Below are 22,002 nucleotides of genomic sequence, written 5' to 3'. Positions count from 1 at the left end.
GCGCGGACTGGCGCTTCATTCAGGCGCCAACGCCGCGCTCGTGGGCCCAGACGATCGCGGCGCTGCGTCGGTTCACGCCAATCTTGGCGTATAAGCGCGCGACGTGATTGCGCACGGTGTTGCGCGACAGCTCCAGCCGCTCTGCGATCGCTGCATCGTCCATATCCTGGCAGATCAGGTCGAGCACCTCGCGCTCGCGCTTGCTGAGCTCGACCGCGGGGGCAGGGGCCTGAGTCTGCGATCGCGGGTTTCGCAGCGTCGCCAGCTTGTCCATGATCGACCGGCTCAGCCAGTTAGCATCCTTCATCACCGCATCGATCGCCTCGACCAGCGCGAGTTCGCCGCGGCGGCGCGCGGATATGTCCTGATACAGCCACAGCACGCAGGGCGTCCCGTCGACGCTGATCCGCTCGGCGGACACCAGGCAGTCGATCGTCGCGCCGGTCTTGTGCAGCAGTTGCACGTCGCGGTTGCCAAACCCGCTCCGCGCTGCGATTTCGGCCTCCAGTTCCTGGCGCTGCGCGGCGTCGTTCCACAGCTGCAGATCGTCCGCGACGCGCCCTGCCACGGCCTCGTCGTCATACCCCGTCAGCGCCCTGAACGCGGCGTTGATCTCGAAAATCCGGCCCCCCACTTCCGTCACGACCATCGCGACCGGTGCCATCGCGAAGACCGACGCGAAGTGGCGCTCGCTCGCCTTCAACGCATGTTCCGCGCGCCGTCGCGGTTCGAGATCGGCGAAGGTGAACAATAGGCAGTCCTGATTGGCGACCTCGATCGGCTGACCCGCGAGAATGACGAGCGTCGTGTCGCCGCGGGCGAGCGGCAATTCCGCTTCCAGCTGCGGGATCGTCTCGCCTGCTGCGACCTGCGTTTTCACAAACGGCTTCCGCTCGACATCTACAAGGAAGTCGAAATCGAACAGCGTCTTGCCGACGATCTGCTCGCGGGCATAGCCCGACAGGTCGAGAAAGCCCTGGTTGACGAGCACATAGCGCTGGTCGGCGACGCGCAGGATCAACGCGGGGGCCGGGTTGGCATGGAACATCGCCTCGAACCGATCCTCCGCATCGAAACGCTCTGACACGTCGTTTATGACCAGCCCCAGACAATCCGGTTCGCCGCCATCTTCGTCCATGACGATGTCGCGGACCTGATGCACCCAGCGCGGCTCGTCGGCGTCGACCGGCGTGACCTCGACGATGAGATCGGGGAAGCTCTTTCCCGCCAGCAGCCGCATCAACGGATAGTCGCGGCGCGGCAGCGTGCTGTGATCGCGGTATTGCAAGCGGAACCGCGACGCATAGGCATCGGCGGTCTCGCCGAGGTCCTCGACCGCTTTCACGCCGTGCATGGCGAGTGCGGCCGGGTTGGCGCTCAGGATCACCCCGGTCGGATCCATCAGGATCACGCCTTCCAGCAACCCGGTCATGAGTTGTTCGAGATGGTGCAGCGTTGGTGCGTGCAACGGCTTTGCGGAGGGCTTGGTCATCCCCGCTCAGCGTCGCGCAGGGCGTTCCGGTTCCCCACGTCACAGCAGAAATATACCAACGACACTGGTGTCCGTGCACCAATCCGGAAATCGGGTTGGCGCGCGCGAAGTGAACGTATCGGGCGGTGTGGGGGTTGAGACATTCGTACCATCATCGTCCAGGAGCGCTTTCAATGAACCTCATCATCCTTCTCGTCGTCGGCGGCCTCATCGGCTGGGTTGCCAGCATGATCATGCGGACCGACGCGCAACAGGGCATCTTCCTCAACATCGTCGTCGGCATCGTCGGCGCGCTGCTCGCCGGCTTCCTGATCACCCCGCTGATCGGTGGCGCATCGATCATGGACGGCGCGATCAACATCCAGTCGATCCTGATCTCGCTCGTCGGCGCAGTAATCCTGCTGGCGATCGTCAACATGGTCCGTCGCGGCACCGCGCGCTGATCCCAAGGGCGGCCGGTTCGGTACCGGCCGCCCTATCTGCATTCTGCCGTCGGACTGGACAAGAACCAGCGCCGATTGCACTTCCTCCGACGCGGCGCGATAAGCGGGCCGATCGGAGATTTCATGCGTCTAGCTTTAGCCCTCGTCCTGCTTCCCGCCGTCCCGCTCCTCCAAGCCAATCTCGCCGCGCCGCAAGCGCCAGCGCGCGATGTCGCGCAAGACGCAGCGTTGCTCGCGTTTCTCGATCGGGCGTATGACGAGCAACTCGCGCTGAGCCCGGAATCGCAGACGCAACTCGGCCTCAAGACAAACTATGATCGGCTCGACGACTACACCGACGCCGCATCGCTGCGCGCCGAGGCGCTCGCCGAGCGGCAACTGGTGGCGATGCGCGCGCAGTTCAAGCCGGCGGACCTGGGCGAGAGCGCCCGGGTAAGCTACCGCCTGTTCGAATATGAAGTCGAGCGCGGCCGCCAGTCGCTGCAATTCCGCAAGCTGCGGTTTCCCGTGTCGACCAATGGTAGCCCGGCGGGCGAGATCCCCGTTCTGCTGATCAACAACCACAAGGTCGATACGGTCGCCGATGCCACGGCCTATGTCGCGCGGCTTCGCGATACCGAACGCGTCATGCGTGAGGTGGCTGCGACGATGCGGACGCAGGCGGCGGCGGGCATCATTCCGAACAAGGCCAATTTTGCCCCCGCGCGCGCGGATGCCAAGGCGATCGTGACCGGCGCGCCCTTCGATACCGGCGCGGATTCTAGCGTGTGGGCGGATTTCAGCAAGAAGGTCGGCGCACTGTCCGCACCTGCCGCGGTCAAGGCGAAGCTGCTGGCCGACGGCCGCTCGGCACTCACGGGGCCGTTCCGCTCCGGCTACGGTGTGCTGCTTGCCGCACTCGATGAGATCGAGCCGCAGTCGAAGGGCAATTTCGGCGCCTGGAGCCTGCCGAACGGCGCCGTCTATTATGCCGATCGGCTCAAGACCTCGACGACGACCGATCTGACCGCGGACCAGATCCAGGCGCTGGGCCTCAAGCAGGTCGCCGCGATCCGTCAGGAGATGGAAGCGGTCAAGCGCGAGGTCGGGTTTAACGGAACGCTCGAGGCGTTCTTCGACCAGATCCGCACCGATCCGAAGTTCAAATATCCCAATACCGCAGAAGGCCGCGAGCAGTATCTGGGCGATGCGCGTGGCGTGATCGCATCGGTCATGGCCGCCGCACCGCGCTATTTCCGGACGCTGCCCAAGGCACCGCTCGAGGTTCGCGCGGTGGAGAAGTGGCGCGAGGGGACCGCGTCGACCGCCTTCTACAATCCGCCGTCCGCGGATGGCGCGCGCCCCGGCATCTATTATGTCAATCTGGTCGACATGAACCAGACGCAGAAGGTGCAGGTTGCCGGCATCGCCGCACACGAGGGCGCGCCGGGCCATCACTTCCAGATCGCGCGCCAGCAGGAGCTCGTCGGCATTCCGAAGTTCCGCAAGTTCGGCGGCTATGGCGCGTATGTCGAAGGGTGGGGGCTGTATTCGGAGCGGCTGGCCAACGAGATGGGCGTGTACAAGACTCCCTATGACCGGTTCGGCATGCTGTCGCTCCAGGTCTGGCGCGCGATCCGTCTCGTGCTCGACACCGGCATCCATTCGCAGCGGTGGACCCGCGAACAGGCGATCGCGTATTTCAAGGCGAACAGCTCGGTGTCGGAGACGGATATCGGTCGTGAGGTCGATCGCTATTTCAACTGGCCGGGGCAGGCGACCAGCTACATGGTCGGCCAGCTTAAGATCACAGAGCTGCGCGATCGAGCGAAGCGCGAGCTCGGCGACCGCTTCGACATTCGCGACTTCCACGAGGCGATCCTGAGCCAGGGCGCGCTGCCGTTGGACGTGCTCGATGAGCAGGTCAATCGGTACATTGCCGACCGTCGCCGCTAGGATCGGCGGCGGTCAGACCGCCAGATCGTGCGTCTCGACATGCTCGGCGATCGCGCCTGCCGTCGTCCACCATATCCGCGGGTCGTTCGCCTCGCGCAGCTCTTGCAGTATGCCGGCGAGCGCGGGGACGCGGTGCGCCTGACCCATGATGTACGGATGCAGCGCGATCCCCAGGACCGAGGGGCGGCGGTCGCTTTCTGACAGCAGTTGCGTCACCGCTGCGCGGATCATGCTGGCAAAGCCGTCGGCTTCCTGATGGCGCTGGATCACGGCGGGCAGGTCGTTGATCTCCTGCGAATAGGGGATCGACAATAGGCTGCCCTGCGCGGTTGCGAGGCGGGTCGGCTGGTCGTCATGCGCCCAGTCCAGCACGTAACGATATCCGGCTTCGGCTAGCAGATCGGGCGTGTCGTTGCTCTCCGAGATCCAGGGACCGAGCCATCCCGTCGAACGGACCCCAAGCGTCGCCAAGCGCTGCGTGACATTAGTGATCATGCTACGTTCGTCCGACCGGGACATCTTGCCCTGCGCCACGGCATTGGAGCGGCCATGCGCCGCAATCTCGTCGCCGCGATCGCGACAGGCTTCGGCGAGCCCCGGACAGCGATCGAGGATGTCGGCGTTCAGCAGCGCGGTCGTGCGCAGGTCGAGCCTGTCGAACAGATCGAGCAACCGCCACGCGCCGACCCGATTCCCATAATCGCGCCACGCGTAATTCATGACATCGGGGTCAGTCTGCGACGGCGCCAGCTCCGCTCCCAAGCCACCGCCAAAGTCGAAAACCTCGTGATTGACGCCGAGGTAGATCGCCAGCCTTTTTCCCTCGGGCCAGTCATAGTCGGGGCGATCGGTGATCGGGCGATAGGGATATCGGACTGCGGCTGTATGGCTCATGCCGTGGTAACGTGTCGACGCGCCATGAGATGCGCGATGACGCGACGAAATTGTTCTCGGACGGAGACCTCTAGCCCGCAAAAATATTCAACGATGTCGACGCGTTGCATGACGCAGGGGCTGCGATATGGGCTCCGCACCAATCGTCGTCAGCGCTGGGGCTTTCCGGCTAGATACAGGTCGGTCGGCACAGCGTCCGGAACCGTCAGTTCGGAACGCGATCGCGTGGCTGCGGCGTGCAGCCATTCGGAGCCGCCGGTGCGGTGGCGGGTCGATCCGTCCGACCGGGTGGGCACCTTGCCATAGATGGGGGGACCGTCCTTGCCGGGTGATCCGCCGCCGAACGACGACGCAATATTGCCATAGGTCGAGGGATCGCGGCCATCCAGGCTGAGCCGGTCGTTCAGATAGCAGGCCGTCGCCCAGGCGGTCTGCGGGTCGGGCGTCATCGCGATGATCCGCTTGCCCCAGTACATCCGCAGATTGTTGTGCATCCACCCATCGACGAGGAATTGGCGCTGGCAGGCGTTCCAGCTTTCGTCGCGAGTCTCGCCGTGCAGCAGCGCGTCGAGCGTCTCGACCTCCGGCCGCGGGTCCGTTGCGTGCGCCTCCAGCGTGTCGCGTGCCCATGCCGGAATCCGGTCATAGGCTTCCGGCGCGGCCAGCGCGCGCGCCTGGTAGTGAAACCATTCGCGCCACGTGAGCAGTTCGTCGGCGAACTTTTCCTTGGCGCCCTTGGGAGCGTCCCCGGCCGCGACCGTCGCCATGACCTCGCGCGGGCCGACGATGCCGAAATGCAGATAGGGCGACAGTGTGCTCGCGCCGGCCGGGTTGGTCGCATCGTTGCGCACGGCGGCGTAGGTCGGCAACACCGTGTCCATCAGGCGTTCGAGTTTCGCGACCGCGCCGTCGCGACCGAGCGGGAACATCGCACTGGGCGGCAGCGAATGGTCGATCGCCGCCGCGGCGACCAGACGGTCGATCTCGGCATCCGTGCCCAGCCGATCGGGCGTAAACGGGAGAGGGCCGTCATAAGCGGGGACCGACGGCCTCACGTCCGAGGCAACCAGCCAGTCCGCGCGGACGGCCTCATGACGTCGCCGGAATGCGTTGGTCGAGCCGATATCGTCGCCCAGTATCGCAGGCGGCACTAGGCAGGCGGCGTTGACGGAAAAGACCGCGCGATCGGTTCGTGCGGCGAACCGCTCCGACTGCCAGCGCGCCACGAAGGTCGGCTGATCCTCGACCAGCACCGCGGCGCTGTCTGCGGCCAAACGATAGACGAGCCCCTTTTCGCGCATTTCCGCGCGGTCGACATGGGTGACGCTCGCCAGCCCACGCTGGCGACATTCGCGTGTGAGATCGCGGCTCGCCCCCAGGATGAACCGATGCAGTCGGTCCGATGCGTACGGGTAATCCTCGCGCAGCCCGTGATACACGAGCACGGGAAGCCCCAGATCGTTCCCGAGGCAGATCGCGGCGTCGATCACCGGGTTGTCGCGTGCGCGCAACGCCTGTTGCAGCCAGCACAGGACATAGCGTGCCGTCGGCCGGACATCGTGTGCGTTCAGCGATCGGACGCGCGCGGCCTCCGCCCAAGAGGACAGCGCCCCCGGAAGAGGCGCGGTCATGGCTGCCCTGCCGTCGACCCGGCGAAACACCGGGCGAGCGCCGCATCGCGCGCTGCCGTAAGGTCGGCGGGCAGTGTCGCGGCGAGATCGAAGCGGAGTTCGTGCATGTCCATGCCGGAGCGGTAGCCGTTGGGCCAGACGCTGGTCAGCTCGAACCTGCAATGCTGGAAGAAGGGCGAGACCTGCGGCGACGTATCGACGGTGACGTAACGCGTGGCCGGTTCGGCACTGGTGGCGACATGGAGCAGCCGTTCGAACAGCAGGAGCTTGCCGATCCCCGAGCCATGGTGCGCGCGTGCGACCATGCCCCAGAACAGCAGCGCCTTGTCATAATGCTCCCAGATCTCGTAGCCGCCGAACGCGCTGGTGATGCCATCGACGTCGACCACGAAGGCAGGGCCGTCGGGGTCGTCGAGCGTCTCCTCGAGCCATTCGCGGTCGCCCGCGCCGAAATAGTCGGGGAGGTTGGAATCGAAGACGGCGAGGACGGCGGCGCGGTCCTTCGTTTCGTAGCGGCGGGTCAGGATCATGGTCACTCAACGGTTCCAGTGCGCGACGGTTTCGATCGCGTCGCCGGTCGAACGGCTCCAGCAGCGCGAGGTGCCTTCGAAATGCGCCACGGCGTTGACCGGATCGCGCACGATCGTCTCGATCGCTTCGTGGCGGATGCGGCGTGGCTCGCCGATGAGCTTGGCGTGCGCCTCCTTGATTGTCCAGCGGTGGAGCCACGCGCGCGGTTGCGAAGCGGAGGGCAGGCGGCGGAGCGCGTCGGCTTCGGTCGGGGTGAGCATGTCCCAGAGCGGCGCGTGATCATCGACGACTTCGCGGTCGACCGCGATCGGCGCGCGCGCGACGCCGATCAGACAGTGCGCGCCGCGGCTCGAGAGGCCCAGATGCCAGCCCCCGGGCGCGGCAACGACCGGCGCGCCGGCGGTGCTGCGCATCAGTCGAGCAGCGGTAGACCCGCCGGCCAGTTTGCGGAGGAGCGCGCAGGCCAGACCGTGCCGGATCGCGCGCGCGTCGCCTTGCTGGCCGGCGGCGAGCGGCCCCGTCTCGGCGACGCTCCATGCGACCGCCGACCGGCCGTCCCAGGCGAGCGTGTCGAGCGGACCGTCGTGCCAGATCGGGCTCACGCCGCGACCGATATCCGTGCCGGGCTCCCGTCCCAGCTGGTGCCGTCGGGGAGCGTCTCGCCCTTCATCACCACCGACAGGTCGCCGAGCTGCGCATCCGCACCGATCTCCGCATCGTACAGCACGATCGCGAGCGAGCCGATCGTCGCGCGGTCGCCGACGCGGATCGCGCCCACTTTCATCACGCGGTCTTCGAACAGATGCGTCTGCAGCCCGGCAAAGTCGTTAAGCGCGACGTCGTCGCCGATATCGACGAGGTCGTGCTCGGTCAGATCGGTGGTGTCGATATAGCAGCGCTTACCGATCCGCGCGCCCATCAGCCGCAGGTACAGACCGATCCACGGCGTCCCGCGCAACGGCTCGAGCAGGTTGGCGACCGCGAGATTCTCGTAGGTCGCGGTGACCAGCTCGGTGCGCCAGACGAAGGTGTTCCACAGCGGCGCGGTCGTGACCTTGTAGCGGCCGACGACAAGCCACTTCAGCGCGAGCACGAAGATCCCGCAGGCGAGGCAGAAGCCGACATAGAGGAACGGGAAGGTCGTCGCGATGACCAGCCCGCCATTGTCGAGATCGTCGAGATCGCCGACCACCGACAGCAACAGGCTGAAGAACACGAGGAACGCGGTCAGCGACAAGGTAGTGCGGATCGCCTCGATCGACAGGCGCGTGGCGATCAGCGCGCGCGACGGATTGAACCGTGCGCCCTCGTCGAACATTGTGTTGACCTGTCGCACGGGCAGCTTGATCGCGGGCGAACCGAACCAGGTGCTGCCCGCCTCGGTCGCGAGTGCCGGGTCGCTCGGCGGCTTCGAGAGGACGCCGACGAGCACCTCGTCGCCGATCTGCGTGCCGCTGGGCAACAGCGCGGAATTGCCGATGAAGCTGCGGCGGCCGATTTTGGTATGCGCGAGTTCGATCGTGCCGTGGCCGATCCGCGCCGCGCCGAAGATCACCGAATCGGCGATGAAGCTCTCCTCGCCGATCTCGACCAGGTCGGGCACGATCGCGCTGGCGGTCGAGATTTCGGCGCGACGGCCGACCTTCACGCCGAGCGCGCGGTACCACGGCACCACGTACAGCGTCGCGAAGATCGGGTGGAGCAGCCGCAAGGCGAGGTCGTTGATCTGCTGTACGAACCAGTAGCGGACGTAGAATCCGCTGTTCAGCGCATAGGTCGCAGGTGCGACTCGGCCGAGGATCAACCGCTTGGCTGCCACCGTCAGCACGCACATCATCACGACATAGGTGACCGCGAGCAGCGGCGCGACCGCGACATAGGCATAGCCGCCGGTCGCCCAGTCGAGCTCCATCAGCGCGATCAGCCCGGGGGCGATCGGCAGGATCGCGACGAGCGGCAGGATCAGCGCGCAGAGCAGCAGACCGATCGCCGGGCCGGCGCGGCGGGGCGCGGGGCTGGCTGGGCGGCGGGGTGCGTCGCCGTCAGGCGCGGCGGGTGAGCCGGCCCAGCGCTGGCCCGCCGGGATGACGGTATCGGCGGGCAGCGCGGACAGGTCGTCGAGCATCGCATCGTCGCCGAGCGCGGCGTTGCGGCCGACCACCGCCATCGATCCGACGAACGCGCCCTTGCCGAGCTTGACCGTGCCGAGGCGGAGCAGCCCGCGCTCGACCGAACTGGTCGACAGTACCGACTGGTCGCTGATGATCGCATCGTCGTCGGCGTGGAGCAGGTCGGCGGTATCGATGATCCCGGTGCCGATATGGACGCGCTCGCCGATCTTTGCGCCGAGCATCCGGTAATAGCCGCGGATCATCGGCGTGCCCGCGAGATACGGCGTCGCGGTGACGCCGATGATCCGGCGGACGAGCCACCAGCGGAAATAATAGCCGCCCCAGAGCGGGTAATCGCCCGCCTTGAACCGCCCGACGATCAGCCATTTGAGCGCGATCGACAGGATCATCGAGGCGATCGGCACGACCGTGAAGAACAGCCCGCTGAGGATCAGCGCATCGACGCGCGACATGTCGCCCGCAAGATGCGTGTAAGCGAGATAGGGCGAGAACCATTGGAGCCCTGCCAGCGTGTAGATCGGCAACAGCGCGAGCGTCTGCGCGGCGACGCACAGCCGGCGCTTCCATGGGGCGATATGGTAGAAGCTGGTCGCGTCGAGGATCGCGACCGGCGTGGTGCCGCCGATGCGGAGCGCCAGCGCACGGATGGTGGGCGCGGCGTAGACGTCTTCGAGCGACAGCCCTTCTAGTCCGCGGACCTTGCGCGCCGCCGACACGAGCCGCGCGGCCTTGAGCGAATGACCGCCAAGATCCTCGAACAGGTCGTCGAGTACCGAGACGGGTTGCGGCGCGAACGCCTCGGTCCAGACGCGGTGCAGGCTTTGCTCGAGCGGGGTGGCGGGCGGCACCATTTCGCGGTCCGAGGTCACGGTGATCTCGGGTTTCACCAGCGCCTTGCGGTCGACCTTGCCCGAGGCGGGCAGCGTCGGCAGGTGCGACAGCAGCTGATAGCCCGCAGGGCGCATGTAATTGGGGAGCCGCTCGGTGACGCGCGCCTTCAGGCCGACAAGATCGATCGCCTCGCCCGGGCGCGCGATCAGGAACGCGGCGAGGAACTCCGCGCCGTCGTCGTCGGTGAAGAGCTGGACGACGGTCTGCGCGACGCCCGGCCATTCGCCGATCACCGCCTCGATCTCGGCGAGTTCGACGCGGAAGCCACGGATCTTTACCTGCGTGTCGATCCGGCCGACGAAATCAATGTCGCCCGCCGCATCGAGCTTCACCAGATCGCCCGACCGGTAGATCCGCTCGGGCGCGCCCGAGGGCCCGTCGAACGGAGTCAAGATGAATTTCTCGGCGGTCAGATCGGGGCGGTTGACGTAGCCGACGCCGACGCCCGGGCCGCCAATGACGAGTTCGCCCTCCTGGCCATCGGCCACCGGCTGCATGTGCTCGTCGACGACCCAGGCGGTGTAGCCGGGCAGCGGTTTGCCGATCGTGATGCGCTGACCCGGAAACACCTCGGTCCAGGTCGCAGTGACCGACGTCTCGGTCGGGCCATAGGTGTTGAGCAGGCGGAGGCCGGGGCGCGCGAGCCGGCGCGGCAGATCGGCGGGGCACGCCTCGCCACCCATGTTGAGCAGCCGCAGCGTCGGCACGGGATGCTCGACGAGCGCGATCAGCGAGGGGACGACGTGCCAGATCGTCGTGCCCGCCTCGGCGAGCGCGATCGCCACGTCAGGCCCGCTGGTCGCCAGCGCCTCGGTCGCGACCAGCACGACCGCGCCGACGAAGAACGCGCTCCACATCGTCTCGACCGACATGTCGAAGGCGAGGCTGAACCCGCCGAACACGATATCGGCCGGGGTGAGATCGAGGATCGCGCTTTCGGAGCGGACGAGGTGGCACGCATTGCCGTGCGTGATCATCACGCCCTTGGGGCGCCCGGTCGTGCCCGAGGTGTAGATGATGTAGGCAAGGTCCTGCGGCGTGGCCTGAGTCACGTCGCGGCCGATCGGTTCGGACGGTTCCGCGGCGAGATCGCCCAGCGCCGCGTCGAGTGCGAGCGTTTTGCCCTTCAGCGTGCCGACGCGGCTGGCGACGGTGATCGTCAGCGCGGCCTCGCTGTCCTCGACGATGAAATCGATGCGGTCCTGCGGATAGCCCCAGTCGACCGGCACATAGGCGGCGCCGGCGCGCAGCACGCCAAGGATCGCCATATACTGGTCGAGCCCGCGCGGCAGGCACAGCACGACGCGGTCGCCACGGCCGATCCCCATCGCGCGCAGGCGATGCGCGAGCGCGAGGCTGCGCGTCGCGAGATCAGTGTAGGTCCAGCGCGTCTTGCGGTCGTATTCCTCGTCTGCGCCGATCAGCCGGAGCGCGACGGCGTCGGGATGCGCGGCGCGCGTAGCGTCGAAAATCTCGTGCAGCAGTTCCTCGCGGGCATAGGGTTCGGCCGCGCGCAGCGCCGGCGCGGGGGCGATCGACGCGATGCCGCGCTGCGGCAAAGTTGCATGATCCGAGGGGCTTATCGAAGTGTCCTGCTGCATGAGCCGGCCTTAGCCGAACTGTCGCGGGGTTTGCTACCTGTGTTGATGCCCAAGTGATCCTAGCAGGATCGACGAGCAAATGTCGGCTTCGGGCGGCCTCCATGCATAGCGTTCGCAGACGGGCGGGGTATTGGTCCAACCGGGGGACTCGACGTAACTAAGCTTGGCTTTGGGGCGGGGTCGGCGCTAACCGCGCGGTCATGGCTGCGCCCTCGATCCTCATCGTCCTCCATGATTTCGCGCTGGGCGGCACCGAGCGCGTCGCGGTCCGTCTCGCCGCCGCGTGGACGGAGCGTGGTGCGGCGGTGACAATCTTCGCCGGGGCGGACACGGGGCCGCTCCGCGCCTTGGCAGGCGAGCGGGTAGCGATCGTCCTCGCCGTTCCGCCGATACCGCGCGGCCCGGGTTCGCGAACTCGCCTGGCACGCGCGGCGCGCGCGTTCGTCGCGCGGCATGCGTTCGACGGCGTGTTCATCCCCGGTAACTTCCACTGGCCCGTCGCTGCCGCGCTGGCCGGCTCGGGCATCCCGATCGTCGCGCAGGTCAGCGCCGCACTCGACAAGCCGCAGCGCGGACGGCTGCGGCAATGGGCGTTCGAGCATCGGATGCGCTATCTGCTGCGACGCGTGCAGGCGGTCGTGACGCTGTCCAATGTCGCGCGCGATCAGGCCAACCGGATCCTGCGCAACGCTGTCGCGACCACGATCGCGCTGCCGGCGCTCACGGATGACAGCGCGCCGCCGACGCCGATCCCCGATACCCGGCCGCCGGTCGTGCTGGCGGCAGGGCGGCTGGTTCCCGAAAAGGGATTTGCGCGCCTGATCGCGGCGTTTGCCGTGTTGCCCGATCGATCGGCGCGGCTGGTGATCGTCGGTGAGGGGCCCGAGGCGGATGCGCTCCGACGACAGGCCGAGGCGCTGGGGATCGTTGATCGCGTCGAACTGGCGGGTTATGTCGCGGATGTTCGGCCGTGGTTCGATACCGCACGATTGTTCGTGCTGGCATCCGATTTCGAGGGGTATCCCGCGGTGCTGGTCGAGGCGCTGGCGGCGGGGCGGCCGGTCGTCGCAACCGATTGCACCCCGGCGACGCGGTTGCTCGACTCGGCCGGAGCGGGCGGCGTCGTCCCGCTGGGCGACACCGCCGCGCTCTCGCAGGCGATCACACGGATGCTGGATCAATCGCCTCCCGATCCGGCGCAGCTGGCAGCGTCGGTCGCGCACCACCGGATTGGCGCGGTCGCCGCGGCGTATCTCGACCTGTTCGCGGCGGTGCGCGCGTGAGTTCGGCCCCGATGCGGATCGCCTATGTAATCAATTCGGTCGAAGGCGGTGGTGCGGCATCGCCGGTGCCTGCGGTGCTCGGCGTGCTGCGCGACGGCGGCGCGGAGGTCGCAGTGTTCGCGCTGACCGCGCGCGATCGACGCGGCGAGACGGCGATACGCGCGGCGGGGTTCGACGTGCATGTGCGCGACGGGGGCGAGACCGATCACGCCTCCGCGCTGCGATGGCTCGACGCGAGCTTGCGCGACTGGGCGCCGACGCACCTTTGGACGTCGCTGACGCGTGCCACGTTGCTCGGCCAGGTCGTCGGCCTGCGACGCGGCTGGCCGGTGGTGAGCTGGCAGCATGCGGCGTTCCTCAAGCGTGCCAACCGGGTCCTGCTCCGCGCAATGCAGCGTCTCTCGCGGTTGTGGGTCGGCGATTCCACCGCGGTGACCGCGCTCACGGCAGAGCGGTTGCACGTGCCGCCCGACCGCCTCGTCCTCTGGTCGATCTTCCGCGCCGATCCCGCCGCGCGGCAGGCGATGCCCTGGCGGGAAGGCCAGACGGTCCGGATCGGCAGCTTGGGCCGGCTCCACCGGGTCAAGGGCTATGACGTGCTGATCGAGGCGCTGGCGCTGGTCGAAACGCGCACGCGCTACGAGGTGGTGATCGCCGGAGACGGCGCGGAGCGCGCCGCGCTAAGTGCGCGCGCGCAGACACTTGGCGTGACGACGTTGCGGTTCGCCGGCTATGCGGCGGACCCGGCGGCGTTCCTGGCGGACTGCCACATCTATGTGCAGCCGTCGCGATCCGAAGGGCTGTGCGTCGCCGCGCACGAGGCGATGCAGGCGCGGTTGCCGGTCGTCGCCTCGGCGGTCGGTGAACTCCCCGGCAGCATTGTCGAGGGCGAGACCGGCTTTACCGTCCCGCCCGGCGATCCGGTCGCGTTGGCAAACGCACTGTCGAGACTATTGGCCGATCCGGCGCGGCTGGCCGCAATGGGGCAGGCCGGCCGCGCCCGCGTGTTGGCAACGTTCGGGCCTGAACGGTTCGCAGCGACCGGGCGCACTATCCTCGAGCGGATGCGCGCGTTCGGACCGCGCGACCGAGCTTCCTGACCTCGCGCACGGCTTCGATCGAGAGGCCGTGGAGCGACAATTCGGTCCGCTTCATATCGACCAGCGTCACCGGCCCCGCAGCGGCCAGCGTGTGCAGCCCTTCGACGAACGGCGCGCACGATGCCGGCGCGACCAGCGCGTCGCCCACCTCGGCCGCGAACGCTTCGGTCGTCAGCACGGTCATCGTCAGCGGGCAGATCGCGCCGCCATAGGTATGGCTGCAATCCTGTACCGGCAACACGATCCGCCCGTCGATCACGCGCGGCATGCCCCCGGGCCGTGCACTGGCGACATCGACGCGCACCGGGTTGGCGGGATGCGGCGTCCATGGCCCCGCCAGCCGCTCGGCATGCGCGACGTGGAGCGCGGTCATCTTGTCGGGTTCGCGGTCGGCTGATGTGTAGAATAGCCACCATTTGCCGTCGTGGAAGACCGGGGTTGCGTCGACTGCGACGTGATCGAGCTCGATTATGTGCGCGGGTTCCCACCGGGTCGGGAAATCGACCGCGCGGTACAGCGTCAGCTGGTTCGAGCGATGCGCCTCGGGCAACATCCACGTCTCGCCCTCGGCTTCGAAGACCAGCGGGTAGGACAGATGCCACGGCTCGGCCAACACCGGCTGGCGGTCGACCAGGCGGAAGTCGGCATCGTAGACGAGCACCTCGATCGCACCGATCCGCACGCGATAGTCATAGGTCTCGACGAACACGTAGAGCCGCCCGTCGCGCCACAACCCGAACGGGTCGGCGAGGAACTGGAAGCTGCCCATCGGCGGCAGCCACATCAGCGGAAAGCCCGCGATCGACCCCTTGGCGATGATCGCCTCCGCGGTCGCCATCACGATGGCGGGGCGCCAGATATCCTTGCGTAGAGCCACGGCGTTCGGTCGATCCTCGATCGGCGCCGGAGCGTGGCGCCTGAAAGATCAGCCTTGTCGCGGCGGTTCAGGCCACGCGCAACCCCTGCGTTCCGGTGATCGTCTCCGGTTCGCGCTCGGGCAGCACGCTCGGGGTCGCGTCGCCGAGCACGCTCATGACCGCGCGCGCGGCGCGCACCGCGGAGCGTTCGGCGGTCAGTTCGAAGCTGCGCTGGAACAAGGCGCGCTGGACCGGGCGATAGCGATCATGCTGCGCCACCGCGCGATCGAGCGCATCGCCGAGACCGTCGCTGCCGGTCAGCACCTCGCCCGCCTGCCAGTGCGCATAGTTCGCATCGCCCTCCCACGGCGTCGCATGCGCGTCGAGGAACAGGCAGGGGCGCGGCGTGTGGAGGAATTCGTAGACCTGGCTGCTGACGTCGCCAAGATAGATGTCGGCGGCGGCGGTGTAGGTCATGTCCGTCGACGCCGCGCTGCCGAGATCGACATGGATGTTGGGCGCGTCGAGGAACCGCTGGTCGATCACGCCTGCGCGATCGATCCGGAACTTGTCGATCGTCAGCACGAACTTGCGGTGGAACAGCATGACGTGCGGCGCGAAGATGAGATTGTAGCGATCGTCGTGCAAGAAATGCTCGAGCACCGCGCGGCCCTGCGCGTACCAGGACGAGAGATGCGGCGACGGGTGCGGGTTGTAGAGCACGGTCGGCTTGCCGTTGGCCTGGAACGGCAGGCGCGGCGCGGGCTCCGGCATCAGATCGAACTTGGGGTAGCCGATCAGGCTCATCTTGTTGAACGGAACGCCCGCCTCGCGGTGGAGGCGCTGGCGGATCTTGGTGCCCGAGACCAGCACGTGATCGAACGCCGCGCTGTGCGCGTTGAAGCCGATCGCGCGGTCGCCGGCGCCGTGACGCGTATGGATGATCTTGAGATCGTCGAGCCCGTAGCGCGTCTTGAGCAGCAGCGACGTCTTCTCGGCGACGACCAGCGCGTCGAGCGAGCGGAAGAAATCGAGATTGTCGCGGTAGATGCCGATCTTCGTGACCGGCACAGCCCATTCGAGCGTGCTCGCCAGTGCGCGTGTCGAGGTGCGGCGCAGGCCGAGCTGCTTCAGCGTCACCGTGACACCGAGCCGATCGCAGAGCCTGCGGACTTCGGCGGTGAGGCGATCGTTGGTGGTCGCCACGACGATCTCGGCATGCGGATAGCCCTGCGCCATCGCCAGCGCGGTCGGGAGGGCGTGAGCGACCTGGTGGACCTGGTCGTGATTGAACAGAAAGCCGATCTTCATGGCGGGTAGACGTCACGACGCCGGAGCCCCCTCACTAAATATTTTGTCATCGTATGCGATTGACGGAACTTTCCGGTCGTCGCTGCATCGGGGTGCGCCTAAGGGGCGTCGATGCGATCATTGCTTCGTCCTCTTCCCGCCGCGCAAGGTGACGCGACGCAGGCGCGTTCGGGTGTGATGCTGGTGCTGGCCAACCTCGGTCACCTGCTCGGCGGCAAGGCCGCGGCCGGGGTGATGAGCCTGATCTATCTCGTCCTCGTCACGCACCGTCTCGGCGCGGCGGACTATGGCGTACTCGTGCTGGTCAACGCCTATGCGGTGCTCGTTGGCAGCGTGCTGGCCTTTTCGGGGTTCCACGGCGTGGTCCGCTATGGCGGGATCGCACTGGAGCGCGGGGATCACGCCGGCTTCGCGCGGATCGTCCGGTTCCTGGCGGTGATCGAACTCGGCTGCGGGGTCGTCGCGATCCTCGTCGCGGCGCTGCTGGTGCCGCTGATCGGCCCGCGGCTCGGCTGGTCACCGGACACGATCGCGATCGCCATCCCCTACAGCCTTGCGGTCCTTGCGACGGTGCGCGCGACGCCGCAGGGGCTGCTCCAGATCGCCGGGCGGTTCGATCTGATCGGGCTGCACCAGGCGGTGTCGCCGCTGATCCGGCTGATCGGCGCGCTGGGGGTCTGGTTCGCGGGGGGCGGGCTGATCGGGTTCCTCGCGGTCTGGCTGGTTGCTGCGGTCGCGGAGGGGCTGGCGATGTGGGGGTTCGGGCTCGTCGCGTGGCGTAGGCTCGCCAAGGGCGCGCCGGTGCGCGGGCCGTGGCGCGGTGCGGCGCGCGATACCGCGGGGCTGACCCGGTTCATCCTGATCACCAATTTCGACATCACGGTGCGCGAACTGGCGCCCAATCTCGCGCCGCTGACGGTTGGCTGGCTGCTTGGTCCGGCGGCGGCGGGGCTGTTGGCGCTGACGCAGCGCGCGACCGCGCTGCTGGCGCAGCCGACCGTGCTGCTCAGCCAGGCGAGCTATGCCGTCCTCGCCGCGCAGGTCGCGCGCGGTGACCTCGCCGGGTTGCGGCACACGGTGTGGCGCAGCGCGGGGATCGCACTGGCGGTCGCGCTGCCGATCGTCCTGATCCTCGCGCTGGGCGGCAACCGGCTGCTCGTGCTGCTCGGCGGGGCGAGCTTCGGCGGCGGGACGGCGCTGTTGATCCTGATCGCAAGCGCGCGCGCGGCCGGGTTGGCAGGCGCGCCGCTCGCATCCGGGCTGACTGCGCTGGGGCTTCCCGGACGGTCGATGACGGTCGGGCTGGTCACCAGTCTTGCGCTTTATCCGCTGCTGCCGCTGCTGCTGTGGGCGTTCGGCACCGACGGGGCAGGGTGGCACGCGCTGCTGCAGAACGGCGTCGCGATCCTGGCGCTGGCGGCGATGTTCCGCAGCGATGCCCGGCGCGCGCCGGCATGACGCTGGGCGGGCTTCGCGCGGTGTTCCTCGCCGAGCGGGCGATGCTGTTGCGGCTGCTCGTCGCCCGGCTCGGGAGCGTGGAGGAGGCCGAGGACGCGTTGCAGGACCTGTGGCTGAAGCTGGAGACGGTGACCGGCGGCCCGATCGCCGAGCCGGTCGGCTATATCTGCCGGATGGCGAACAATATCGCGGTCGACCGACGCCGTCGCGCAGTGCGCCGCGTCGATCGCGATACCGGCTGGATGGAAACGCAGTCGGGGGCCGACGAACAGCCCGATGCCGAACGCGCGCTGATCGCCCGCGAACGGCTGGCCCGCGTCGAGGCGACGCTGGCCCGGCTGCCCGACCGCGTCGCCACCGCGTTCCGCTTGTACCGGTTCGAGGACCTGCCGCAAAAGGCGATCGCCGAGCGAATGGGGATCACCGTCAGCGGCGTCGAGAAGCTGCTGCACCGCGCCTATCTGAGAATTCACGTGCAACGGCCTGATTCCGGTGCGGATGTCGCACGGGCAGGACGTCTCCCACATGAGGAGGACCAGCGCGATGGTCGATGAGTGGACCGGCCAGACCAACGTCGATGCCGCGGCGGACGAGGCCGTGGCGTGGCATCTTCGCCTGCCGAGCGCGGGCGCGGAGGAGTGGCGCGCGTTCATCGACTGGCTCGAGGCGGATCCCGCGCATGGCGACGCCTATGACGCGCTGACCCGTGCCGATGCCGAACTCGACGATGCGCTGACGCCGCCCGACTGGTCCGATACGGTGCCGCTCGCCGCCGCCAACGACGATCGTGCCGCACCGCGTCGCCGCTGGGCGCTCGCGGCGTTCGGGGGGCTTGCCGCCGCGGGGATCGGCGTCGTGATGCTGCCGCTGGAGACCGACCGCGCGATGCGGATCGTCGAGACGCCCAGCGGCGTGCGGCGCGCAGTGGTGCTGGCGGATGGCAGCCGGATCGAGCTGAATGGCGGCACCAAGCTCGCGATCGACGACGGCGCCGCGCGCCTGGTCACGCTCGAGCGCGGTGAGGCAACCTTCCACGTGACGCATGACGCCGCGCATCCGTTCGTCGTCCAGTCCGGGACGATGCGGTTGGAGGACGTCGGCACGGTCTTCAACGTCGCGCGCGTCGGTCCGCATCTCGGCGTGCAGGTGGCGGAGGGCGCGGTGATGTTCCAGCCCGAGCAGGAGCGGATCATGCTGACCGCGGGGGCCGCGCTGTCGCATCTCGACGGCGAGGCGCCGCGGCTGTCGGGCGTGGCGGTCGGTGATGTCGGCGGCTGGCGCAACGGGCGGCTCGTGTTCCAGCGGACGCCGGTCCGTCTCGTCGCCGCCGCGCTGGAGCGCAGCACGGGCGTCGTCGTGCAGGTCGCGCCGGGGTTGCGCGAGACTCCGTTCACCGGGTCGATCGGCGTCACCGGCGGTGCCGATCGCCTGATCCCGCGCGCGGCCGCGTTGATCGGCGCGCGTGCGGAGCAGGTCGATGGCCGCTGGCGTCTGGTGGGAGGCCATGCCGGTCCCTAACCTCCGCGTTGCCGTTTCGCTGCTTGCCGTGCCGTCGTTTGCCGTGCTGCCGTCCGCCCCCGTCCACGCAGCGGTGCGGCGGGCGATCGCGGTTGCGCCGGGGCCGCTCGACCGCGCGATCGCGGTGCTTGCGCAACAGGCGGGCGTCGATATCGGCAGCGCGGAGCCCCGGCTCGGACAGGCCAGGTCGGCCGGGGTAAAAGGCGTGTTGTCCGCAGCCGATGCGCTCGATCGACTGCTCGCGGGGACGGGCTATGCCGCGCAACGGCTCGGCCCGGACAGCTTCAGGATCGTTCGCCGCCGCATTGCGCCGCGCCCCGTCCGGCCTGTGCCTAAGCCCGTGGTCCGGGTGGTGGCGCCGGTCGTGCCGGACACGGCGCCGGGGCCGGACGTCATCGTCACGGCGACGAAGCGCGCGACCTCGCAGCTCCGCTTTCCGGGGGCGCTGACGATCTTTCGGGCGGACGGCATCGCGCGGGTAGGGGCCGACGCGGCCAACGGGATGGACCGCGCGATCGCCGCGACGCCGATCCTCCAGGGCACCGCGCTTGGTGCGGGCCGCAACAAGCTGTTCATCCGCGGGGTCGCCGACAGCAGCTTCACGGGGCCGACCCAGTCGACCGCCAACGTGTATTTCGGCGAGGTCCCTGTCGCGTATAACGGCCCCGATCCAGGGCTGAACCTGTACGACGTCGAGCAGGTCGAGATACTCGAGGGACCGCAGGGGACGCTCTATGGCGCGGGCGCGATCGGGGGCATCGTCCGGCTGGTCCCGCACCCGGTCGACCTGACCGGCCGCTCCGCCACCGTCTCGGGCGGGATCAGCACGACCCGGTCGGGCGCGCCGGGTGGCGACATCGCCGGGATGATCAACCTGCCGCTTCTGCGCGATGCGGTCGGTGTGCGTCTGGTCGCGTATAACCTGGTCGAGGGCGGCTATATCGACGACGTGTTGCGGACGCTGCGCAACGTGAACCGGGTCTCGACGACCGGCGGACGGTTCGACGTTCGCGTCGCGCCGGCGCGGGGCTGGACGATCGATGCCGGGATCGTCGCGCAGCACGTGTCCGCGCCCAATCTGCAATACGCCGAACGCGGTGCCGGGTCGCTGGCGCGCGCGTCGTTGCTCGCGCAGCCGTTCGAACAGCAATATCTCCTCGGGCGCATCGTCGTCGACCGGCGGTGGGAGGACGGGCTGCATCTGGTGTCCGCGACCGGTCTGGTCCACCGCGATGCCGACAGCCGGTTCGACGCGACCAGGCCCGGTCGGCCGAATTTCCCGATCGCGTATGACACGGACGAGCGCAGCCGGTTGTTCTCGCACGAGACACGGCTGTCGCGGACCGGCAAGGACGGTGGCGGGTGGCTGATCGGGGTAGCGGTGATCCATGCGCGCGACGCCTATGCGCGGATGTACGGCGCACCGAACCGGTTGCGCGACATCGTCGGCGTCACCAACCGCACGTTCGATGCCGCGCTGTTCGGCGAGGGGAGCGTGGCGGTCACGTCGGCGCTGACGATCACCGCGGGCGGACGATTGACGCACCAGCGCACCGACGGCGATCCGATCGCCAGCCTGAAGACCAGCAACTTCATCCGCGGCCGCAGTTCGACGCGGGTCGATCCGACGCTTGGCGCGTCGTGGCTGCTGACGCCGTCGCTTGCCGCCTATGCGCGCTACCAGTCCGGGTTCCGGACCGGCGGGATCACCGTCGCAGCCGGGGTCGGGCGAGTTGCCGATCTCGTCCCCGACAGCATCCATGTCGGCGAGATCGGCCTGCGCAGGGAGCGTCGCGGGGCGACCGGGGTGGCCGGATCCGTTGGTCTGTCGGTGACGGACTGGCGCCATATCCAGGCCGATCTGGTCGACCGAAACGGGTTCCCGTTCACCACCAATCTCGGCAACAGCCATATTCGCGGGGTCGAGGCCAGCCTCGACTGGGTGGTGCTGCCGGGCTTGCGGCTCGACGCGGCGATGTTCCTCAACGATACGCGCGTGTCCGATCCCGATCCGGCGTTGCGCCGTCAGGTCGGAACGCGACTACCCAACACGCCGCCCTTCGCGGCGGCGGGCAGCATCGGCTATGCGTGGGCGCTGGGCGGCGAGGCGCGGATGAGCGTCGATGGCGGGTGGCGTTATGTCGGCCGGTCGACGGTCGGCACGCAGGCGCCGCTCGACGTGTCGCAGGGCGATTACGGCGCCGCGCAGCTCGGGACGACGTGGTCGAAGGGGCGGGTGCGGCTGACCGGGACGATCGACAATCTGTTCGACGTCAGGGGCGATCGCTTTGCGGGCGGCAACCCCTTCGCGCTGGCGGCGCGCAACGAGTACACGCCGCTGCGGCCGCGCACCGTGAGGCTGGGCGCGGCGGTGGCGTGGTGAGTGCTAGCGGATCGGCTTGATCGACCCGCCCTGGAGATAGGTGAGCGTGACCGGGACGATCGTCGTACCGTTGCCCACCCTGACCTGGACGGTCTTCGGATCGGGCTTGCGCGAGAACAGCATGTCGAACAGCGTCACGTGCGGGTTGCCCGAGGCACCACCGCCATCGTTGCGATCGGTCTTGCCGTTCGCGTTATAGTCGTGGCGCACGTCGACGGCGTACACGCCGGGTTGCGCAACGGGCATGCAGACCGCGACGCTGCCGTCGCGCGGCACCGCGATCTCGGTCCGGAGCAGCGCGGTCTTCTTGTCGAAATAACGCGAGGGCGCGCCGCCGAAGACGCGCACGCGGACGGTGCCGGCGCGGTTCTTGAAGCCCGTCACGTCGACCAGAAGCGCGGGATGGGAACTCCCCGCGGCGCACTTCGCCGCGTCGGGGCCGATCGGATGGACGGACGCAGTCGGCGCCGACAGCAAGGCTGCCAGATACAAGCTTATCATGATCACGGACGTAGGGCGTCGATCGCCCCGCGCAAGGTCGG

Annotated in this window: 17 protein-coding genes; 8 read left to right on the top strand and 9 right to left on the bottom strand. The window is 68.3% G+C overall.

Annotation, left to right across the window (positions count from 1 at the left end; translation table 11 throughout):
• Positions 1-19 precede the first annotated feature (19 nt).
• Positions 20-1,492 (bottom strand): helix-turn-helix transcriptional regulator, encoded by a 1,473-nt coding sequence (locus EV283_RS12545; RefSeq protein WP_130325789.1) that lies wholly within the window; start codon positions 1,490-1,492, stop codon positions 20-22.
• A 173-nt stretch (positions 1,493-1,665) separates the two neighbouring features.
• Here EV283_RS12545 and EV283_RS12540 point away from each other — a divergent pair, with 173 nt between their 5' ends.
• Entirely contained in the window at positions 1,666-1,935 is a 270-nt protein-coding gene (locus tag EV283_RS12540) for a GlsB/YeaQ/YmgE family stress response membrane protein (RefSeq protein WP_130325788.1), read from the top strand.
• Between the two features lie 123 nt (positions 1,936-2,058).
• Positions 2,059-3,870: a DUF885 domain-containing protein gene (locus tag EV283_RS12535; protein ID WP_207223122.1), complete on the top strand. Its 1,812-nt coding sequence runs from the start codon at positions 2,059-2,061 to the stop codon at positions 3,868-3,870.
• Between the two features lie 12 nt (positions 3,871-3,882).
• On the opposite strand, the gene EV283_RS12530 is transcribed toward EV283_RS12535, so the two are convergent.
• The 5 genes from EV283_RS12530 to EV283_RS12510 all read right to left on the bottom strand — a co-directional run bounded on the left by EV283_RS12530 (position 3,883) and on the right by EV283_RS12510 (position 11,550).
• Positions 3,883-4,764 carry a polysaccharide deacetylase family protein gene (locus tag EV283_RS12530; protein WP_130325784.1) on the bottom strand — a complete coding sequence of 294 codons (882 nt, stop codon included), beginning with the start codon at positions 4,762-4,764 and terminating at the stop codon, positions 3,883-3,885.
• Between the two features lie 149 nt (positions 4,765-4,913).
• Entirely contained in the window at positions 4,914-6,395 is a 1,482-nt protein-coding gene (locus EV283_RS12525; RefSeq protein ID WP_130325782.1) for a deoxyribodipyrimidine photo-lyase, read from the bottom strand.
• A complete protein-coding gene (locus EV283_RS12520; protein WP_130326137.1) occupies positions 6,392-6,925 on the bottom strand; it encodes a GNAT family N-acetyltransferase in 534 nt (177 codons plus the stop codon). Before EV283_RS12520 ends, EV283_RS12525 begins: the two co-directional genes overlap by 4 nt.
• Positions 6,926-6,931: 6 nt before the next feature.
• A complete protein-coding gene (locus EV283_RS12515; protein WP_130325780.1) occupies positions 6,932-7,528 on the bottom strand; it encodes a 4'-phosphopantetheinyl transferase superfamily protein in 597 nt (198 codons plus the stop codon).
• Positions 7,525-11,550: a Pls/PosA family non-ribosomal peptide synthetase gene (locus EV283_RS12510; protein ID WP_130325778.1), complete on the bottom strand. Its 4,026-nt coding sequence runs from the start codon at positions 11,548-11,550 to the stop codon at positions 7,525-7,527. The genes EV283_RS12515 and EV283_RS12510 overlap by 4 nt, the downstream gene beginning before the upstream one ends.
• Positions 11,551-11,750: 200 nt before the next feature.
• Here EV283_RS12510 and EV283_RS12505 point away from each other — a divergent pair, with 200 nt between their 5' ends.
• Together EV283_RS12505 and EV283_RS12500 are read left to right on the top strand one after the other, a co-directional pair.
• Entirely contained in the window at positions 11,751-12,833 is a 1,083-nt protein-coding gene (locus EV283_RS12505) for a glycosyltransferase (protein WP_130325776.1), read from the top strand.
• Positions 12,830-13,933, top strand: coding sequence for a glycosyltransferase family 4 protein (locus EV283_RS12500; protein ID WP_347400218.1), 1,104 nt, complete (start codon positions 12,830-12,832; stop codon positions 13,931-13,933). Before EV283_RS12505 ends, EV283_RS12500 begins: the two co-directional genes overlap by 4 nt.
• On the opposite strand, the gene EV283_RS12495 is transcribed toward EV283_RS12500, so the two are convergent.
• Both EV283_RS12495 and EV283_RS12490 read right to left on the bottom strand, forming a co-directional pair.
• Complete coding sequence (locus EV283_RS12495; RefSeq protein WP_130325774.1) at positions 13,884-14,810, bottom strand: formyl transferase; 927 nt, start codon at positions 14,808-14,810, stop codon at positions 13,884-13,886. The two genes, EV283_RS12500 and EV283_RS12495, sit on opposite strands and share 50 nt — an antisense overlap.
• 67 nt (positions 14,811-14,877) lie before the next feature.
• Complete coding sequence (locus EV283_RS12490) at positions 14,878-16,101, bottom strand: hypothetical protein (protein ID WP_130325772.1); 1,224 nt, start codon at positions 16,099-16,101, stop codon at positions 14,878-14,880.
• Between the two features lie 111 nt (positions 16,102-16,212).
• On the opposite strand from EV283_RS12490, the gene EV283_RS12485 reads away from it, so the two are divergent.
• The 4 genes from EV283_RS12485 to EV283_RS12470 are packed head-to-tail and all read left to right on the top strand — an operon-like array spanning position 16,213 to position 21,460.
• Positions 16,213-17,559: a lipopolysaccharide biosynthesis protein gene (locus tag EV283_RS12485; protein WP_242615944.1), complete on the top strand. Its 1,347-nt coding sequence runs from the start codon at positions 16,213-16,215 to the stop codon at positions 17,557-17,559.
• Entirely contained in the window at positions 17,556-18,113 is a 558-nt protein-coding gene (locus EV283_RS12480) for a sigma-70 family RNA polymerase sigma factor (protein WP_056415380.1), read from the top strand. Before EV283_RS12485 ends, EV283_RS12480 begins: the two co-directional genes overlap by 4 nt.
• Entirely contained in the window at positions 18,085-19,077 is a 993-nt protein-coding gene (locus EV283_RS12475) for a FecR domain-containing protein (protein WP_165391778.1), read from the top strand. Before EV283_RS12480 ends, EV283_RS12475 begins: the two co-directional genes overlap by 29 nt.
• Entirely contained in the window at positions 19,037-21,460 is a 2,424-nt protein-coding gene (locus tag EV283_RS12470; protein WP_130325768.1) for a TonB-dependent receptor, read from the top strand. Before EV283_RS12475 ends, EV283_RS12470 begins: the two co-directional genes overlap by 41 nt.
• A 3-nt stretch (positions 21,461-21,463) precedes the next feature.
• Here the strand turns inward: EV283_RS12470 and EV283_RS12465 are convergent, their stop codons facing one another.
• A complete protein-coding gene (locus EV283_RS12465) occupies positions 21,464-21,961 on the bottom strand; it encodes a DUF2141 domain-containing protein (RefSeq protein WP_130325766.1) in 498 nt (165 codons plus the stop codon).
• Positions 21,962-22,002 lie beyond the last annotated feature (41 nt).

The organism is Sphingomonas sp. BK036, assembly GCF_004216825.1.
Lineage (GTDB): Bacteria > Pseudomonadota > Alphaproteobacteria > Sphingomonadales > Sphingomonadaceae > Sphingomonas.
The sequence above is the reverse complement of the archived record's forward strand: the minus strand, read 5'-3'. Positions and strand labels throughout refer to the sequence as shown.

Coding starts and splice junctions, on each gene's coding strand:
- EV283_RS12545 (WP_130325789.1), bottom strand. CDS start 1,492: ATGACCAAGCCCTCCGCAAAGCCGTTGCACGCACCAACGCTGCACCAT.
- EV283_RS12540 (WP_130325788.1), top strand. CDS start 1,666: ATGAACCTCATCATCCTTCTCGTCGTCGGCGGCCTCATCGGCTGGGTT.
- EV283_RS12535 (WP_207223122.1), top strand. CDS start 2,059: ATGCGTCTAGCTTTAGCCCTCGTCCTGCTTCCCGCCGTCCCGCTCCTC.
- EV283_RS12530 (WP_130325784.1), bottom strand. CDS start 4,764: ATGAGCCATACAGCCGCAGTCCGATATCCCTATCGCCCGATCACCGAT.
- EV283_RS12525 (WP_130325782.1), bottom strand. CDS start 6,395: ATGACCGCGCCTCTTCCGGGGGCGCTGTCCTCTTGGGCGGAGGCCGCG.
- EV283_RS12520 (WP_130326137.1), bottom strand. CDS start 6,925: ATGATCCTGACCCGCCGCTACGAAACGAAGGACCGCGCCGCCGTCCTC.
- EV283_RS12510 (WP_130325778.1), bottom strand. CDS start 11,550: ATGCAGCAGGACACTTCGATAAGCCCCTCGGATCATGCAACTTTGCCG.
- EV283_RS12505 (WP_130325776.1), top strand. CDS start 11,751: ATGGCTGCGCCCTCGATCCTCATCGTCCTCCATGATTTCGCGCTGGGC.
- EV283_RS12490 (WP_130325772.1), bottom strand. CDS start 16,101: ATGAAGATCGGCTTTCTGTTCAATCACGACCAGGTCCACCAGGTCGCT.
- EV283_RS12485 (WP_242615944.1), top strand. CDS start 16,213: ATGCGATCATTGCTTCGTCCTCTTCCCGCCGCGCAAGGTGACGCGACG.
- EV283_RS12480 (WP_056415380.1), top strand. CDS start 17,556: ATGACGCTGGGCGGGCTTCGCGCGGTGTTCCTCGCCGAGCGGGCGATG.
- EV283_RS12475 (WP_165391778.1), top strand. CDS start 18,085: ATGAGGAGGACCAGCGCGATGGTCGATGAGTGGACCGGCCAGACCAAC.
- EV283_RS12470 (WP_130325768.1), top strand. CDS start 19,037: ATGGCCGCTGGCGTCTGGTGGGAGGCCATGCCGGTCCCTAACCTCCGC.
- EV283_RS12465 (WP_130325766.1), bottom strand. CDS start 21,961: ATGATAAGCTTGTATCTGGCAGCCTTGCTGTCGGCGCCGACTGCGTCC.